This is a genomic window from Bacillus sp. ISL-35 (assembly GCF_018613355.1).
In the GTDB taxonomy this organism is placed as follows: Bacteria; Bacillota; Bacilli; order Bacillales; family Cytobacillaceae; genus Mesobacillus.
In genome coordinates this window covers 1-15829 of record NZ_JAGGQK010000020.1, presented here as the reverse complement: position 1 = coordinate 15829, position 15829 = coordinate 1, and the positions used below count along the sequence as shown (strand labels likewise).

14 protein-coding genes are annotated in these 15829 nt (G+C 45.8%); 1 reads left to right on the top strand and 13 read right to left on the bottom strand.

The window, feature by feature from the left end; genetic code table 11:
• Nucleotides 1-9 precede the first annotated feature (9 nt).
• From pknB to J7E38_RS20230, 13 genes are all read right to left on the bottom strand, one after another.
• On the bottom strand, nucleotides 10-1965 hold the full coding sequence (gene pknB, locus J7E38_RS20290; RefSeq protein WP_214703954.1) for a Stk1 family PASTA domain-containing Ser/Thr kinase: 1956 nt from the start codon (nucleotides 1963-1965) through the stop codon (nucleotides 10-12).
• A 5-nt stretch (nucleotides 1966-1970) separates the two neighbouring features.
• Nucleotides 1971-2723, bottom strand: coding sequence for a Stp1/IreP family PP2C-type Ser/Thr phosphatase (locus J7E38_RS20285; protein ID WP_214704279.1), 753 nt, complete (start codon nucleotides 2721-2723; stop codon nucleotides 1971-1973).
• Between the two features lie 4 nt (nucleotides 2724-2727).
• Nucleotides 2728-3819 (bottom strand): dual-specificity RNA methyltransferase RlmN, encoded by a 1092-nt coding sequence (gene rlmN / locus J7E38_RS20280; protein ID WP_214703952.1) that lies wholly within the window; start codon nucleotides 3817-3819, stop codon nucleotides 2728-2730.
• 1 nt (nucleotide 3820) lies between these two features.
• Nucleotides 3821-5170 (bottom strand): 16S rRNA (cytosine(967)-C(5))-methyltransferase RsmB, encoded by a 1350-nt coding sequence (gene rsmB, locus J7E38_RS20275; protein WP_214703948.1) that lies wholly within the window; start codon nucleotides 5168-5170, stop codon nucleotides 3821-3823.
• Entirely contained in the window at nucleotides 5163-6116 is a 954-nt protein-coding gene (gene fmt / locus J7E38_RS20270; RefSeq protein WP_214703946.1) for a methionyl-tRNA formyltransferase, read from the bottom strand. The genes rsmB and fmt overlap by 8 nt, the downstream gene beginning before the upstream one ends.
• The gene (gene def, locus J7E38_RS20265; RefSeq protein WP_214703944.1) at nucleotides 6113-6598 is read right to left on the bottom strand and encodes a peptide deformylase; all 486 of its coding nucleotides are present in this window, start codon (nucleotides 6596-6598) and stop codon (nucleotides 6113-6115) included. Before def ends, fmt begins: the two co-directional genes overlap by 4 nt.
• 281 nt (nucleotides 6599-6879) lie before the next feature.
• Complete coding sequence (gene priA / locus J7E38_RS20260) at nucleotides 6880-9294, bottom strand: primosomal protein N' (RefSeq protein ID WP_214703942.1); 2415 nt, start codon at nucleotides 9292-9294, stop codon at nucleotides 6880-6882.
• Nucleotides 9291-10502 (bottom strand): bifunctional phosphopantothenoylcysteine decarboxylase/phosphopantothenate--cysteine ligase CoaBC, encoded by a 1212-nt coding sequence (coaBC, locus tag J7E38_RS20255; RefSeq protein WP_214703941.1) that lies wholly within the window; start codon nucleotides 10500-10502, stop codon nucleotides 9291-9293. Before coaBC ends, priA begins: the two co-directional genes overlap by 4 nt.
• A gap of 153 nt (nucleotides 10503-10655) precedes the next feature.
• A complete protein-coding gene (rpoZ, locus tag J7E38_RS20250) occupies nucleotides 10656-10880 on the bottom strand; it encodes a DNA-directed RNA polymerase subunit omega (RefSeq protein WP_214703939.1) in 225 nt (74 codons plus the stop codon).
• Nucleotides 10881-11495, bottom strand: coding sequence for a guanylate kinase (gene gmk / locus J7E38_RS20245; protein ID WP_214703937.1), 615 nt, complete (start codon nucleotides 11493-11495; stop codon nucleotides 10881-10883).
• Between the two features lie 9 nt (nucleotides 11496-11504).
• Complete coding sequence (gene remA, locus J7E38_RS20240; protein ID WP_023614949.1) at nucleotides 11505-11768, bottom strand: extracellular matrix/biofilm regulator RemA; 264 nt, start codon at nucleotides 11766-11768, stop codon at nucleotides 11505-11507.
• A 56-nt stretch (nucleotides 11769-11824) separates the two neighbouring features.
• On the bottom strand, nucleotides 11825-12700 hold the full coding sequence (locus tag J7E38_RS20235; protein WP_214703931.1) for a YicC/YloC family endoribonuclease: 876 nt from the start codon (nucleotides 12698-12700) through the stop codon (nucleotides 11825-11827).
• 111 nt (nucleotides 12701-12811) lie between these two features.
• Nucleotides 12812-15502, bottom strand: a complete 2691-nt coding sequence (locus J7E38_RS20230) for a calcium-translocating P-type ATPase, SERCA-type (protein ID WP_215038871.1) — start codon at nucleotides 15500-15502, stop codon at nucleotides 12812-12814.
• Between the two features lie 139 nt (nucleotides 15503-15641).
• Between J7E38_RS20230 and J7E38_RS20225 the strand changes: the two genes are divergently transcribed.
• Nucleotides 15642-15829 (top strand): hypothetical protein (locus tag J7E38_RS20225; RefSeq protein ID WP_215038869.1); only part of this gene is annotated, 188 nt, incomplete at its 3' end.

The following is a 15829-nucleotide window of genomic DNA, read 5'->3' as shown; positions in this document are numbered from 1 at the left end:
CCCTGTCTGTTAGTCTTCTGGATATGGAACCTCGTCACTAAGGATCATACTGTTATCCCGCATTACCATATATGACGCTTTACCGCCTGCCGGAATCCTGAGTTCAATTTCATATTCCCTGTTCTCTGTTATTACAAAGGAGTCATAGGGAACTGAGATGTTGTGCTCCAAATCATCGACATAAATCTGAATGGATTGCTCTTGGTCGGGCTCTGCAGGCTCATATTGAATATTGATCTTTTCTTTGACGACCTTAGGAGGTATCTGCTCAGGCCCTTTAGAAATGACCACTTTTACTTTACTTCCTTTTTTTAGTTCAGTACCAGGAGCTGGTTCTTGGGAAATGACTGATCCTTCTTGAACCGTTTCATGGAATTCTTCTGTGCTTTCTTTCTCTAAACCATACATCTGCAAATAATTATTAAGCGCTTTTTCATTATAACCGCTCAGATCTTCAAGCTTTATTAACTCTGGCCCAATACTGACGGTGAATTCCATTTCCGTTTCATCGGGGATTACAAACTCCCCGCCCGGAGGATATTGCTTCAAGATTGTACCAGGTTCACTGTCATCATGGATTTCATTTTTTACAGGGTTCCCAAAATTCTTTGATTCGAGCAATCTCTCTACATCATCGTACATTCTGCCTGTATAATCCGATAACTCTATTTCTTCCTTGCCTGTGCTGATATAAAGATCAATTTTATTGCCCTCTTTAATCATCTTTCCGGCCTTTGGATTGGTCCGTATGACATTGCCTTCTTCGATTTCTTCATCACTGATTTCTTTTTTGTCACCAATGATGAAACCAGCGGACATCAATTCGGCAACAGCTTCATCGACTTCCATGCCTGTAACTTCAGGCACTTCCTTCTCTTTTGGCCCAAAAAGATCTGGCCCCATCGTCACCATGACAATACCCGCAGTCAGAATAAGCAAAAACAAAACAGTTAAAATAATTGGCCATTTCTTTTTCTTCTTTTTCAGCTGTTTATCTTTTGGTGCCTGTTCCATGGAGTTTTGGGCATCTTTGCGGATAATCGTTTCATCTAGATTATGATAAGGCCGGTCATTCGTTATGATAGGAATCGCTTTGGTTGCTTCATCGTCCTCCGGTATGACAAACTTGCTCTCATTCAGACGGTTGCTGTCAAGCGCTGTCCTTAAATCCTCTTCCATTTCATCGACATTGTCGTATCGATGGAATGGATCCTTCGCAGTGGCCTTGAGCACGATATTCTCAACGCTTTGCGGGATTTGCGGATTCCATCTTTTTAAAGAAGGCGTTTCCGACTGAAGATGCTTCAATGCGATGGATACGGCTGATTCACCTGAAAAAGGGAGTCTGCCTGTCAGCAATTCAAACATGACGATCCCAATTGAATAAATATCCGATTTTTTATTTGCCATGCCGCCTCTGGCCTGTTCTGGTGACAGGTAATGCACAGATCCCAGCACTGAATTCGTCTGGGTGATGCTTGTTGCACTCAATGCCATCGCAATGCCAAAGTCTGTAATTTTCACTGTACCGCTGCTGTCTACCAAAATATTATGCGGCTTGATATCACGGTGGACAATATGATTATGATGGGCATGGGAGATAGCAGATGTCAGCTGCTTCATGATGTCCAGGGCTTCTTCAACTGGAACTGGTGCATGCTGCTGTATGTATTGCTTCAGTGTCTGGCCGTCGACATATTCCATCACGATATAGTATAGTCCGTCCTCTTCTCCGACATCATATATACTGACGATGTTCGGATGGGCAAGGCTCGTTGCAGATTGTGCCTCTCTATGGAACCTGCGGATGAATTCATCGTCATTGGCAAAATCAAGACGGAGCATTTTGACCGCAACATCCCTGTCAAGGATCATATCATGCGCAAGATAGACATTCGCCATCCCGCCGCCGCCGATCATATCCTTGATTTTATAACGGCCGCTGATTCTTTTTCCGATGATCATATTTTTCACCTGCCCTCGTTGAATTCCTGGTATTCGACGATTGCAAGAGTTATATTATCTTCGCCGCCATACTGATTGGCCCTTTTGATAAATTCTGCCGCTTTATCTTCCAGTGACATATGATTGTCTGTCAGGATGCTTTCCATTTCTTCCTGGCTCACTTTATTGGAAAGGCCATCCGAACAAAGCAACAGCACATCTTCCTCTTCATAGATAATGGTCTTAATGTCCATCTCCACTGATTCTTCTGTTCCAAGGGCTCTTAATAGAACATTTTTACGAGGATGGTGCTCTGCATCTTCTTTAGAAATTTGTCCGGAACGTACAAGTTCATTGACGAGGGAATGATCCTCTGTCAACTGTTTGAATCCTGTTTCATTCAGTAAATAACAGCGGCTGTCACCGATGTTCACCACTGTTGCGAACAGGTTCGTGCAAATGGAAGCAACAATTGTCGTGCCCATGCCCTCACATTCCGTATGATTCAATGAGTGCTGAAAAATCTCCTGATTCACTTGTAAAACAGACTCCTGCAGCCATTGTTCCGCTTCTTCTGCTGTATGTATCTTTGTTGACTTTTCCCAAAGACCTTTTAGATGCTGGATTGTCATTTCACTGGCTACATCTCCTGCACGGTGGCCGCCCATGCCATCTGCTACGATGGCAAGGCGTTGTCCGTGAGAGTTCATAAAGATGCCGCCATTGTCTTCATTATGCAGGCGAACCTTTCCCCTGTCTGTCATGAAAACAGCCTTCATCTTGTCACCTCGTCTCTTCTTTTCTTTCTTTTGCCCGAAGTTGTCCGCAAGCTGCTTCAATATCATGCCCTTGTTCTCTTCTTATCGTTACATTCACTCCACGGTCGCGGAGAGTACGTTCAAATTTGAAGATCTGGCTCTTAGGTGTCCTTACGTAATCGCGTTCAGGTACATAGTTGACCGGAATCAAATTGATATGGCATTTCAATCCTTTTACCAGCTGGGCAAGCTCTTCCGCATGCTCAACCTGATCATTCACGCCGCCAAAAAGACCATATTCAAAACTGATTCTGCGGCCGGTTTTGTTTACATAGTAGCGGACCGCATCCATTAAATCAGGAAGCTTGTATGCTCGGTTGATTGGCATCAATCTGCTGCGAAGCTCGGTATTCGGAGCATGCAGTGAGATCGCAAAATTGATTTGCATGTTTTCATCCGCAAATTCATAAATCTTTGGAATGATTCCGCTGGTCGATACAGTAATATGGCGGGCTCCGATGTTCATCCCTTTGTCATGGTTCATGATTTTCAGGAATGAAAGCATGTGATCATAGTTATCGAACGGCTCACCGATCCCCATGATGACGATTGAGCTTACTCTCTCGTCTGTTTCATCAAGAGCTTGTTGTACCTTTACGACCTGGGCAACGATTTCTCCTGCTTCCAGATTCCTTTTTAAGCCACCAAGTGTCGAAGCACAAAATGTGCAGCCAATGCGGCAGCCAACCTGTGTTGTTACACATACGGAATTTCCATATTCATGCCTCATCAGCACGGTTTCAATTGAGACCCCATCATGCAGTTCAAACAGGAACTTGATGGTTCCATCTGATGATGTCTGCTGGATGATCGTACTCAGGGTAGTCAGCACAAAATGCTGTTCCAGCTTGTCGCGTAAAGGCTTTGACAGATTGGACATATCTTCGAATGAAGCTGCTCTCTTCTTGTAAAGCCAGTCATAGATTTGTTCTGCCCTGAATGGCTTTTCTCCTTGTTCCTTCAGCCAGTCTTTCAGTTCGTGCAGCTGAAGTGAATAAATGGATTTCTTGACTGATTCTTGTGTTGCTGATGTTCTAGTTGATTTTTCCTGTTCCATGTTATTCCACCTTCTTTCTCAAACAAGCAATATAAAACCCATCCGAACCAAAATCCTGAGGAAGAATCTGAATATCGAAACCATTGATCAATGGCCTGATTGCATCTGGCATTCTTTCTGCAAGTGTTGGATCTCCTGAGAATTCAGGATGCTCGCGTAAAAATATTTCTATTACTTCCTGGTTTTCTTCCCGATCTACTGTGCAAGTGCTATAGACAAGCGTACCGCCATCTTTAAGCAATGGCGCGACTGATTCAAGGAGGCTCAGCTGGATTGACTTTAGCTGGCTGAGATCCTGTTCTTTCTTCGTATATTTCATATCAGGCTTCCGTCTCATTACGCCCAGTCCTGAGCAAGGTGCATCAAGCAAAACGCGGTCAATCGATTCATGCTTGAATCGTTGTGCCGCCTCCCGGCTGTCCATTTTTTGCGCTTCGATATTCTCGAGGCCAAGACGCTTAGCATTCTGGGCAATCAGCTTGACTTTATGGTCGTGAAGGTCCAGTGAGATCACTTTGCCGCTGTTGCCAAGCTTTTCCGCAATATGAGAGGATTTCCCCCCAGGGGCAGCACATGCATCGAGGATTACTTCTTCTTCCTGAATGCCTAGTGCATGGGCAACTAGCATAGAACTCTCGTCCTGAATTGTCAACAAACCATATTTAAATGCCTTAGAAGAGGCGAGATTGCCTCGGAGACATTTGATGGCTTCTGGCAGGATTGGGCTGGGTTCCACTTCAAAGCCTTCTTCCGCCAGCAATTCCAGGCACTCCTCACGGGAAATCCTTGTCAAATTGACCCTTCCTGTCTGCAGCGGCGCAGTCAGATTCACTTCGCACATTTCTCTTGTCTTTTCAATCCCGAACTGATCTACCCACCTTTTGACTAACCATAATGGGTGGCTTGTTTCTATTGAGATTCTTTCCGCTGGGTTGGATATCGAATCCAGGGAAGGAAGTCCGTTTCGCTGAATGCTGCGGAGCACACCATTCACCAGGCTGGCAATGCCTTTATGTCCTCGCCGCTTGGAAATTTCGACTGCTTCAAAAATCGCTGCCCTGTCTGGTATTTTATCTAAATACTCCATCTGATAAACAGTCATCCGCAGCAGATTGACCACCCAGGTTTGCAATTTCTTGTTTTTCTCGATGAACGGCTTAAGGTAAAAATCGAGAGTCATTTTTCGCTGTAAAGTCCCATAAACCAACTCAGTCAACAAGCCGACATCGATGGGATTAATTTCATTTTTTTCAATTGCATTGTTCAGGAGCAGATTGCTGTAAGCCTGGTTCTTTTCAACCGTTTCCAACAGCTGCAATGCAGTATCCCTGACATTCTTCTTTTTACTCATTCCAGTCTCCTAACCTGACGCCGGGCTCTAAATTCGACCCTGCCCCAAGCAGGAATTGCTTAGCGTCCATCTTTTTCTTGCCAGCTGGCTGGAGCTCTGTAATCTTAATGGCTGTTTCATCTCCGGTTGCCACTATAAAACCGTCATCTTCAATCTTGACGATCGTCCCGGCTTGTCCGCTCCCTTTATAGTCCGTCTTCACAGAACTCCATATCTTCATCACTGCACCATCCATTGTCGTATAGGCAACCGGCCAGGGATTCATGCCGCGGATATGGTTATAGATTTCGTGTCCTGGTTTGCTCCAGTCAATTTTCTCCTGTTCACGCTTGATATTCCAGGCAAAAGTCGCTTCGGCATCATTTTGCGGAACAGGAGAGATCTCCCCGTTCAATAACCTTGGAATTGTCTCAGATAAAAGATCTGCTCCAGCAGGGCTCATTTTATCGTGCAATGAACCTACTGTATCTGTTTCCGTGATCGGAACTTCGACTTGTGTCAGGATGTCGCCAGCGTCCAGCTTTTCAACCATATACATAATCGTGATACCCGTCTTCTCTTTTCCTTCAATGATTGCGTAATGGATAGGTGCACCACCGCGCAATTCGGGCAAGAGTGAAGCATGGACATTGATACAGCCAAACTTTGGTGCTTCAAGCAGCTGATTTGGCAGAATCTGTCCAAAGGCTGCAGTGACGATTAAATCTGGTTCAAGCGCGAGGATTTTATCCAGTTCTTCCTTTTGGCGGATTTTCTCCGGCTGGTAAACCGGGATGCCATGCTTCAGCGCTTCTGCTTTTACAGGAGGCGGCGTCAGTACGCGTTTTCTGCCAACAGGGCGATCAGGCTGCGTGACGACGCCGACCACCTCGTAACCTTCCTCTACCAGCCTTCGCAAAACCGGTACTGAAAAGTCTGGAGTTCCCATAAATACAATTCTTGTCATTCCTGGTTCAACTCCTCTAAATCAGCTTCTTCCATATATTTGGACACTTTCGTGGTAAATAACACACCGTGCAGATGGTCGATTTCATGCAGGATCGCCCTTGCTAAAAACTCCTCGGCCTCGATTTCAAAGGTCTTTCCTTTCCGGTTTTGGGCCTTCACCTTCACATAATTTGGCCGGGTTACTTCTCCGTACAATCCAGGAAAGCTTAAGCACCCTTCCGGCCCAGTCTGCTCACCACTGGTTTCAAGAACCACCGGGTTGATCATCTCGATCGTGCCATGCTCATCATCAATATCGACAACCGCAATCTGTTTCTTTATATCAATCTGAGGGGCGGCCAGGCCGACTCCATCAAACTCGATCATTGTATCGTACATATCATCCAGCAGTTTGGCCAGCTTTTTATCAAAAACGGTGACTTTTTCACATTCCTGCTCCAATATTTCTGCCGGGTAGGTTACTATTTTTCTTATTGCCAAAATAAATCCTCCAATAAATCCATTTAAATATAGTATTAGCTTGTTCAATCAGCTTTTAACGTAAACTTTCATGTTTCCATAAGGCTCTTTTCTCAAACTTTGTTGCTAGTGCCTACAAAATTGGATTGAATTACCTAAGATTATTCACATAATTAACGACTATTATGAGAAAAGAGCTTGCAAACTTAGTACTAACATACAAATTGCTTCTATCACGTTAAAAATCGGCTTTAAGATTTTAACAATAACCTTTACGATAACAGCCTTCCATAAAATGATCACTACATCAGGATGTAAGGATTCAGGTCGACGGAAATCTGCAGTCCGCCTGATCCCATTTCCTGCTGGTAATGGTCCAGTATGGATTTTAGCGTAGTGCTAAGTTCTGGTTCCTTTTTGTATTTTATCAGACATTGATAACGATATCTATCGTTGATGCGAGGGATCGGCGACGCAACCGGGCCGAGGACCACTGAATCGTTAGACAGTCTGGATGTAATGAATTTGGCGATTTTCTCAGTGACCGATACCACTTTCATCAATTCTTCATGACTGACCGTCACAAGTGACAGAAAATAAAACGGCGGATATTGATGCACCTTCCGCATCAGCATCTCCTGCTGGTAAAAACGGTCGTAATCCTGGGTTCCTGCCAGCTCAACACTATAGTGCTCAGGGGTATAAGTCTGGATGACCACCTCACCTGGAAGCTTGTGCCTTCCAGCTCGCCCGCTGACCTGAGTCAGAAGCTGGAAAGTTTTTTCCGAAGAACGGAAATCCGGCAGATTCAGCATCGTGTCTGCCGAAAGCACGCCTACAAGCGTGATATTGGGAAAATCAAGCCCCTTGGCAATCATTTGAGTCCCCAATAATATATCTGCCTGTCCTTCCTGGAAAGCAGTCAACAGCTTCTCATGAGACCCCTTACGCCCTGTTGTATCGACATCCATCCTGATGATCCTTGCTTCAGGAATCAGTTTGAGCAGCTCTTCCTCCACTTTTTGAGTTCCGGTTCCGAAATAACGGATATGTTCACTATTGCATTCAGGGCAAATTGTCGGCACCCTGTCTTCATACCCGCAGTAATGGCATTTCATCTGTTCATTGTATCGGTGATAGGTCAGCGTAATATCGCAATGCGGACAATTCATCACATAGCCGCAATCACGGCACATGACAAAAGAGGAATGTCCACGTTTATTAAGGAACAGGACTGTCTGTTCCTTCCTCTCAAGCCGGTCTTTAATTTTTTCAAAAAGCTTTACCGAAAACATCGACCGATTGCCCGTTCGCAGCTCTTCCCGCATATCAACGATTTCAACTGCGGGAAGTGGCTGGTTGTTCATCCTTTTCGGCAGCGACAGCAAGGTGTATCGCCCTTTTTGCGCCCTGGCAAAGGATTCAAGTGACGGTGTAGCACTGCCGAGAACGACCGGGCACGCATAGGTTTTAGCACGCTGAATCGCAACATCCCTGGCATGGTAGCGCGGGTTTTCTTCCTGCTTGTAGCTTGTTTCATGCTCTTCATCAATGATGATGATGCCGAGGTTCTCGAATGGAGCAAAAATGGCCGACCGCGCCCCTACGACTACTTTGACTTCCTTTCGCTGGATTTTCCGCCACTCATCATATTTCTCACCTGCAGAAAGGCCGCTGTGCATGACGGCAACAAGGTCACCGAACCGCTCCTTGAAACGGGTGACCATTTGGGGAGTCAACGAGATCTCAGGCACAAGCACGATTGCTTCTTTTCCTTTGCGCAAGACTTCCTGGATCGACTGCAGGTAGATTTCCGTCTTGCCGCTTCCGGTGACTCCATATAGAAGGAAGACTTCATGAAGCTCCTTTTCAATCGAAGATAGAATTGGACTGATTGCTTTTTCCTGCTCAGCGGTCAATTCCAGGGCAACTTTCCTTTCAAATTCCCTTTCTGAATAAGGGTCTCTGTATACCTCCATCTCTTCAGTTTTCATGATTCCCTTTTTGACGAGTGATTGAACCGACGCCTGCGAGATTCCAAGAGTGGTGAGAAGCAGCCTCTGTTCCACAGGCTCAGGATGTTCCAGGAAGAAATCAATCACAGCCTGCTGTCCTGACGCCTGTGCTGAAAGCGTGTCTCTTGCTTCTTGCAGCTGTTCCGTGCCAATCGCAGGATAAACATGCTTGAGCAGCTTTTTGCGCACCCTGTCCTTCACTTGGTAGACAACCTCTACCCTGCCGGCCGCGGCCTCTTTCTGCAGCTGCTGGACCAGCCCCTGGGCAACGGCATCTTCCCATTTCAGTTCACTATGTTCTTGAAATAATTCGGCAAGATTTTTTGGCAAGCCACTTAATTCCGTCCCTTTTGCCAAAACAATCTTTTTTTCGTATTTTGCTTTTAGCGCTGCTGGAAGCATTGCCTGGTAAGATGAAATTTTATAGCTTAATGTATGTTCTGTCAGCCATTCCCCCAGCTGCAGAAGTTCCTTATTCAATACCGGGGTCAAATCCAGCGGTTCAACGATGGACCGCAGCTTGGAAAAACTTGACTGGTCTTTGAGACCCGTGACAAAACCCTGGATTTTCCGCGGGCCAAAAGGCACGATGACCCTTGTCCCGGGCTTAATGACATCCAGGAACTTATCAGGAATTTTATAGTCAAACGTTTTGTCCGTCTGCTTTGCAGGGACATCGACAATAACACTGGCTATATTCATTGGCTTTCATCCTTTTTTAAAAGAAGGACGACTTCTGAGAGGATTTGACGGGCAACCTCCGTTTTGGCCATGAGGGGCAGTTCGTTCTTACTGCCGTCTTTCTTGTATATGGTGACAATATTTGTATCGGCACCGAACCCGGCACCTGCCTTTTTTACGTCATTTGCCACAATCATGTCGGCATTTTTCCTGGTGAGTTTGCCCATAGCGTGCTTTTCGATATCATTGGTTTCAGCTGCGAATCCAACAATGACCTGGGCAGCTTTTCTTTGCCCAAGTTCAAAAAGGATATCCTTCGTCCGTTCCAGCTCAAGTGCCTGGTCGCCTTCTTTTTTCTTCATCTTTTCTTCGTAAATATATTTAGGCCGGTAATCTGCTACCGCAGCGGTTCCAATCAGGACATCCGTTTCCGTGAAATGTTCAAGTGCGGCGCGGTACATCTCTTCGGCGCTTTCAACGTTAACCAGCTCAGTTCCTTTTGGCGGAGCAATGGAAACCGGACCGGAAACGAGGATGACTTTTGCCCCCATCTTTACCGCTTCCCCGGCAATTGCGTAACCCATTTTTCCGGTCGAATGATTGGTAAGGAACCGCACTGGATCGATTTTCTCCCTCGTAGGCCCCGCAGTGATCAAAACAGTCTTTCCAGAAAGTTCCCCGCTTTCTGTTATGAAAAACTGGCTGGCTCGCTCTACAATCGTCTCCGGTTCCTCCAGGCGGCCTTTCCCTGTGTATCCACATGCCAGATAGCCTTCACCCGGTTCAATGAATTCATAGCCGAAGCTCCTGAGTGTTTCCATATTTTTTACAACGGCCGGATGTTGGTACATATGCACATTCATGGCTGGAGCGATCCAAACCGGAGCAGTCGCCGCCAGCAATGTCGTTGAAATCATATTGTCGGCAATCCCGTTTGCCAGCTTGCCGATAATGTTGGCAGTAGCCGGGGCAACGATGATCAGATCAGCCCAATCGGCTAAATGGATATGCGCAATCTTTTCCGGATTTTTTTCATCAAATGTATCGGTATAAACCTCACTTCTGGACAACGCCTGGAATGTGAGCGGAGTGACAAATTTCGCTGCTGATTCACTCAGGATTACCTTTACCTCTGCGCCAGCCTGGGTCAACTTGCTTGTCAGCGCAGCGCCTTTATATACAGCAATCCCGCCGGTTACGCACAATAGTATCTTTTTACCGTTCAGCATGTCAGAGAACCCCCATTTTATAACAATCTATCATTATGATAGAACTATAACATTTTTTCACAGAATAAGCATGAAATAGGCAAGATGAAACCACATCATAAGTCACAAAAAACAAAAAAATAACAACCCAATAAATAGGTTGTTATCGCGGTGTTATTCGTTGATATTGAGCTCTTCGTGGCTTCCAGCTGTTTTGAAGTGAAGCTTTTCAGCATTGATTTCTTCAAGTGCTTTTCCTACGAATTTGTTGGAAACATACTTTTCAATTTTTGGGTCCATATGAACCTGCATGCTGCGTGCGCGCTTGGCCGCAACAGATACTAAAGAATATTTCGAATCAATTTTTGTCATTAAAGAATCAATAGAAGGATAAAGCATTTAATCTACCTCCAGCATTTTTTTATAACGATGTTGAACTCGTTCCCTGCGGCAGTGCTCAGCAACGACAATCGATTTAACACGTGAGGCTGCTCTCTCCACCTGGTCGTTTTCAACAACATAATCATATAATTCCATCATTTCAAGCTCTTCTCTTGCCGCTTTCATCCTGCCTCTGATGATATCTTCCGTCTCGGTTCCTCTAGTCACGATCCGATTCTCCAATTCTGAAAGGCTAGGCGGCGCAAGGAAAATGAACAGGCCTTCGGGAAATTTCCTTCTTACCTGGCTGGCTCCCTGAACTTCTATCTCAAGGAAAACATCTTTCCCCGCATCAAGAGTTTCACGGACGTACTCAACAGGAGTGCCATAATAATTGCCTACAAACTCTGCATACTCAAGCAGTTGGTCCTCCCTGATCATCTCTTCAAATTCTTCCCTTGTTTTGAAGAAATAATCTACTCCATTCCGTTCTCCTTCTCGCGGAAGCCGCGTTGTCGCGGACACCGAGTATTCAAAAGCGGTATCCGGCTGGGAAAACAACTCTTTCCTGACCGTTCCTTTACCAACACCGGAAGGTCCCGAAAGCACAATCAACAATCCTTTTTCCTGCATGAACACGTCCTACCCTTCATCAATAATATCATCTCGGTCATTCAAGCGGTGTGCCACTGTTTCCGGCTGTACCGCAGAGAGAATGACATGATCGCTGTCCATGACGATGACAGCCCTGGTCCTTCTTCCATATGTAGCATCTATTAAAGATCCACGATCACGTGCATCCTGGATGATCCGTTTGATCGGAGCTGATTCAGGACTTACGATTGAAATGATCCTGTTTGCTGAAACAATATTGCCGAAGCCTATATTGATAAGCTTAATTGCCATGATGGTCCCCCAATCATCAGTTAATTATTTTGGCCCTGCGAGGCCCATTCTAAACGCTACTCTATATTTTGTACTTGTTCCTTAACCTTTTCAAGGAGGCTTTTCATCTCGACAACTTCCCTGGCAATCTTTGAATCATTCGCTTTGGATCCAATCGTGTTGACCTCTCGGTTCATTTCCTGGAGCAGGAAATCCAGCTTCCTTCCCAGGGGCTCATCCACCTCCAGGATTTCGTTGAATTGGCTTACATGACTTTCAAGCCTGGCAATTTCTTCGCTGATATCTGCTTTATCCGCAAAAAAAGCTGCTTCTGTCATGATCCTGTCATCCTCTGCACTGCCTTCCATGAAATCAGCCATCTTTTTTCTTAGCCTCTCACGGTACTGCTCCACAACATCAGGAGCAAATTGCTTTACACGCAAAATATGATTTGACATCAGACTTATATATTGCAAGACATCCTTTTGAAGGGCTGCACCTTCAAGTCTGCGCATTTCAACCAGCTTAAGGCCTGCCTCTTCAACTGCAGATAGGACAAGAATTTCCAGTTCGGCATTCTCTGCTTCCTTTTCTTCAATATGGATGATGTCTTCCCTGCTGACAATATCACGGATTTCTAAGTCTCCAGCTAAACTGTACCTGTTTTTAATCTCGGATATGTTATCGACAAATTCGTCAAGGGCTTCCCAGTCAATATGTACCCTTCGGCTGACGATCCCTTCGCCTTCCAAAGTGACAAATACTTCGACTCTTCCTCTTTTAATATGTTCGCCAAGTTTCTTCTTGATTTTTTCTTCCGTTTTCAGGAGCTGCCGAGGCATTCGAATATGAAATTCACAAAAACGGTGATTGACCGTTTTCACCTCAACCGTGACACTGCAACGTTCAGATTCTGCCTTGCTCCTGCCAAACCCAGTCATACTGACGACCATTCCAGACACATCCAATCTCACCAAAAAGTCGAGTTTCCTGTTGACCCATGGAACGGGTAATATATGTAAAAAAAAAGAAAGGCAATAGAGTGTTCTCTATTACCTAACGGATTATATCATATTTCTCTTTGTTTTTCTTGCAAAAAATGTTCCGGCAAGCAAAAATGTTGGAACGGCTGATAAGCCTATTATCAACAGCCAGTCAGTCAGCAGGATCGGGACCGTATGGAAAATTGGCTGTAAGACAGGTGAATAAATGACGCCAAGGACCATAACCAGGGATGAGATTACTGCCCAAACCAAATATTTGTTTCCGAATGGGTTACGGGCAAAGATCGATTTTTCACTCCTGCAGTCAAACACATGAATCAGTTGAGCCATGACAAGTGTTGTGAAGGCAATTGTTTGGGCGTAGATCAGTTCATCTGGGTTCCTTTTATATACAACGATGAATGCGATCAATGTCATCAGCCCAATCAAGAAGCCACGGGAAACGACCTTCCACCCTAACCCGCGGGAGAAGACGCCTTCCTTAGGATGGCGAGGATCCCTCTTCATCACATCGTCCTCCGGCTGATCAAGCCCAAGGGCCATTGCTGGCAGGCCATCTGTAACAAGGTTCACCCAGAGGATTTGGATCGGAACGAGCGGCAGCGGCAGCCCGAGGATCATCGCGAAGAGCATGACCAAAATCTCGCCAACATTCGAGGCAAGAAGATAGCGGATGAACTTCCTGATATTTTCATAGATATTACGGCCTTCTTTGATAGCTGCTTTGATGGTGGCAAAGTTATCATCCAGAAGTACCAGAGACGAGGCTTCCTTCGCGACATCGGTACCCGTGATACCCATTGCCACACCGATATCTGCCGCTTTGATGGCCGGTGAATCGTTTACTCCATCACCTGTCATTGCGACGATATGCCCTCTGTTTTGCAGTGCCTTCACAATTTTCAATTTATGCTCTGGCGATACCCGGGCAAAAACTGAAACATCGTCAACAATATCCTCCAGCTCAGAAACTGACATTTCGGATAAAGCTTTGCCTTCTATTACTTTGCTGTCTTTTGATAATATCCCTAACTGTTTGGCGATTGCCTTTGCTGTGATAACATGGTCACCGGTAATCATGACGGTTTTGATTCCTGCATCACGGCATTCTTTTACGGCTGTTTTTACTTCAGGACGTGGCGGATCGATCATTCCCTGCAGCCCGATGAAGGTCAAGTCTTTTTCAGCTTCGTTTTCATGGAGGATCACCGTCCCCTGCGGAATTGGCTTGAACGCGATTGCAATCGTTCTTAATGCGTTACCTGCAAGTTCGTCAATTGCTCCCTGGACTTTTGCATTCAGCTCCTTCGTTAACCGCTGCTGCCTTTCATCCCAGAGAATGGATTCACTCAATCCAATCAGGACATCCGGTGCTCCTTTCACAACAGCAAATTTTCTGCCTGTTTTATCTTTAACAATTATGCTCATCATTTTCCGCTTGGAATCGAATGGGAACTCATTGACAATTTCAAATTGCTCGAGCAGGAGATTTTTCCGATAGCCTGCTTTCATCGCGGCAACCAGCAGCGCCCCCTCAGTTGGATCACCATCGATGGTATACTCCCCTTCTTTCTCAACCATCTCTGCATGATTGCACAGCATTCCGAAGGTCAGCAGCTGCTGAAGTGATTTTTCGCTCTGTGGATCAATGCTTTTGTCCTTATGGAAAAACAAGCCTGTCGGGGAATAACCCACTCCATCAACTCTCCAGGTTTTGCTGCCGCTCCATAAATGGGTCACCGTCATTTTGTTTTGCGTCATCGTTCCTGTCTTATCCGAGCATATGACAGATGCACAGCCAAGCGTCTCCACTGCAGGCAATTTCCGGACGATCGCATTCTTTCTGATCATCCTCTGGACACCCAGTGACAATGCAACGGTCACAATGGCCGGAAGACCCTCGGGAATCGCCGCCACGGCAAGGCTGACCCCGGCCAGGAACATTGTATACAGGTCATGGCCTTGAAGGACTCCAATCCCAACAACAAGCAGTGTCAGGAATAGCGCAGCTGTAATCAGGATTTTTCCTAACTGTTCAAGTCTGCGCTGGAGAGGTGTTTCCTGGGCTTCAGCGGTTTGCAGCAAATCGGCAATTTGCCCCATTGCCGTTTTCATTCCCGTAGCAACGACCACTCCGGTACCGCTTCCTCTTGTGACCATCGTGCCCATGAACGCCATATTTTCCATATCGCCAAGCCCCGGATTCGGAATTCTTAATGGTGTGGTGCTTTTTTGAACCGGAACTGATTCCCCAGTGAGTGCCGACTCTTCAATTTCAAGACTCCAGGATTCAATTAGCCGAATATCCGCTCCAATCCTGTCCCCACTTGAAAATTTCAGGACATCCCCTGGCACGACTTCCTTCGAAGGAATCTTCACCCATTCCCGGTCCCTTAACACATGAACCTGCGGGGCTGACAGTTCCTTTAAGGCATCGAGTGATTTCTCCGCCTTTCTTTCCTGAAAAAATCCCAAGATGCCATTTACCAGTACGATAGCAATTATCGCGATTGCATCGACCATCTCACCAAGAAGGCCTGATATTAACGTTGCCGCCAAAAGGACAAGCACCATAAAATCCTTGAACTGGCTGAAGAATAATAACAGGGCGGATTGCTTTTCGCCTTCCGCCAGAGCATTATACCCATGCTGATCACGTCTGCGTTTTACTTCCTTTTCCTCCAATCCTTCTGTAAAATCTGTTCTTAAGGCACTAGCAATTTCTTGTTCATTCATTTCATGGAACTTCATGGGGCCATCACACTTCCTCCTTGTTTGTCCTACTCTAAAGAAAGCTTATTCAGCCCTGTCCAAAAAAATGATAAGATGTTTAATAGATATAAAAGCGGAGGCGACTGCTTAACTCCGACAAGCGCTGGAGGGCCGACCAGTGAAGTCGTTCTTTGACTTCATTGGGCGGACCGAAACCGAAAAGTATAGCCGACTGTCCAGAAACGCAGAAACTGGAGACTCCGACAAAGAAGCGCTTTTTGCTTCTGCCGGCGGAGTTGAAGTTTCGGAGTTTCTAGGAGGCGACACTAGACAATTCGAAAAGCAGAGGCGACTGTCCAACTCCGA

Excerpts from the sequence above, each read along its gene's own strand:
- pknB (WP_214703954.1), bottom strand. The coding sequence starts at position 1,965 with ATGATCATCGGAAAAAGAATCAGCGGCCGTTATAAAATCAAGGATATG.
- J7E38_RS20285 (WP_214704279.1), bottom strand. The coding sequence starts at position 2,723 with ATGAAGGCTGTTTTCATGACAGACAGGGGAAAGGTTCGCCTGCATAAT.
- rlmN (WP_214703952.1), bottom strand. The coding sequence starts at position 3,819 with ATGGAACAGGAAAAATCAACTAGAACATCAGCAACACAAGAATCAGTC.
- rsmB (WP_214703948.1), bottom strand. The coding sequence starts at position 5,170 with ATGAGTAAAAAGAAGAATGTCAGGGATACTGCATTGCAGCTGTTGGAA.
- fmt (WP_214703946.1), bottom strand. The coding sequence starts at position 6,116 with ATGACAAGAATTGTATTTATGGGAACTCCAGACTTTTCAGTACCGGTT.
- priA (WP_214703942.1), bottom strand. The coding sequence starts at position 9,294 with ATGAATATAGCCAGTGTTATTGTCGATGTCCCTGCAAAGCAGACGGAC.
- coaBC (WP_214703941.1), bottom strand. The coding sequence starts at position 10,502 with ATGCTGAACGGTAAAAAGATACTATTGTGCGTAACCGGCGGGATTGCT.
- rpoZ (WP_214703939.1), bottom strand. The coding sequence starts at position 10,880 with ATGCTTTATCCTTCTATTGATTCTTTAATGACAAAAATTGATTCGAAA.
- gmk (WP_214703937.1), bottom strand. The coding sequence starts at position 11,495 with ATGCAGGAAAAAGGATTGTTGATTGTGCTTTCGGGACCTTCCGGTGTT.
- remA (WP_023614949.1), bottom strand. The coding sequence starts at position 11,768 with ATGGCAATTAAGCTTATCAATATAGGCTTCGGCAATATTGTTTCAGCA.
- J7E38_RS20235 (WP_214703931.1), bottom strand. The coding sequence starts at position 12,700 with ATGGTCGTCAGTATGACTGGGTTTGGCAGGAGCAAGGCAGAATCTGAA.
- J7E38_RS20230 (WP_215038871.1), bottom strand. The coding sequence starts at position 15,502 with ATGAAGTTCCATGAAATGAATGAACAAGAAATTGCTAGTGCCTTAAGA.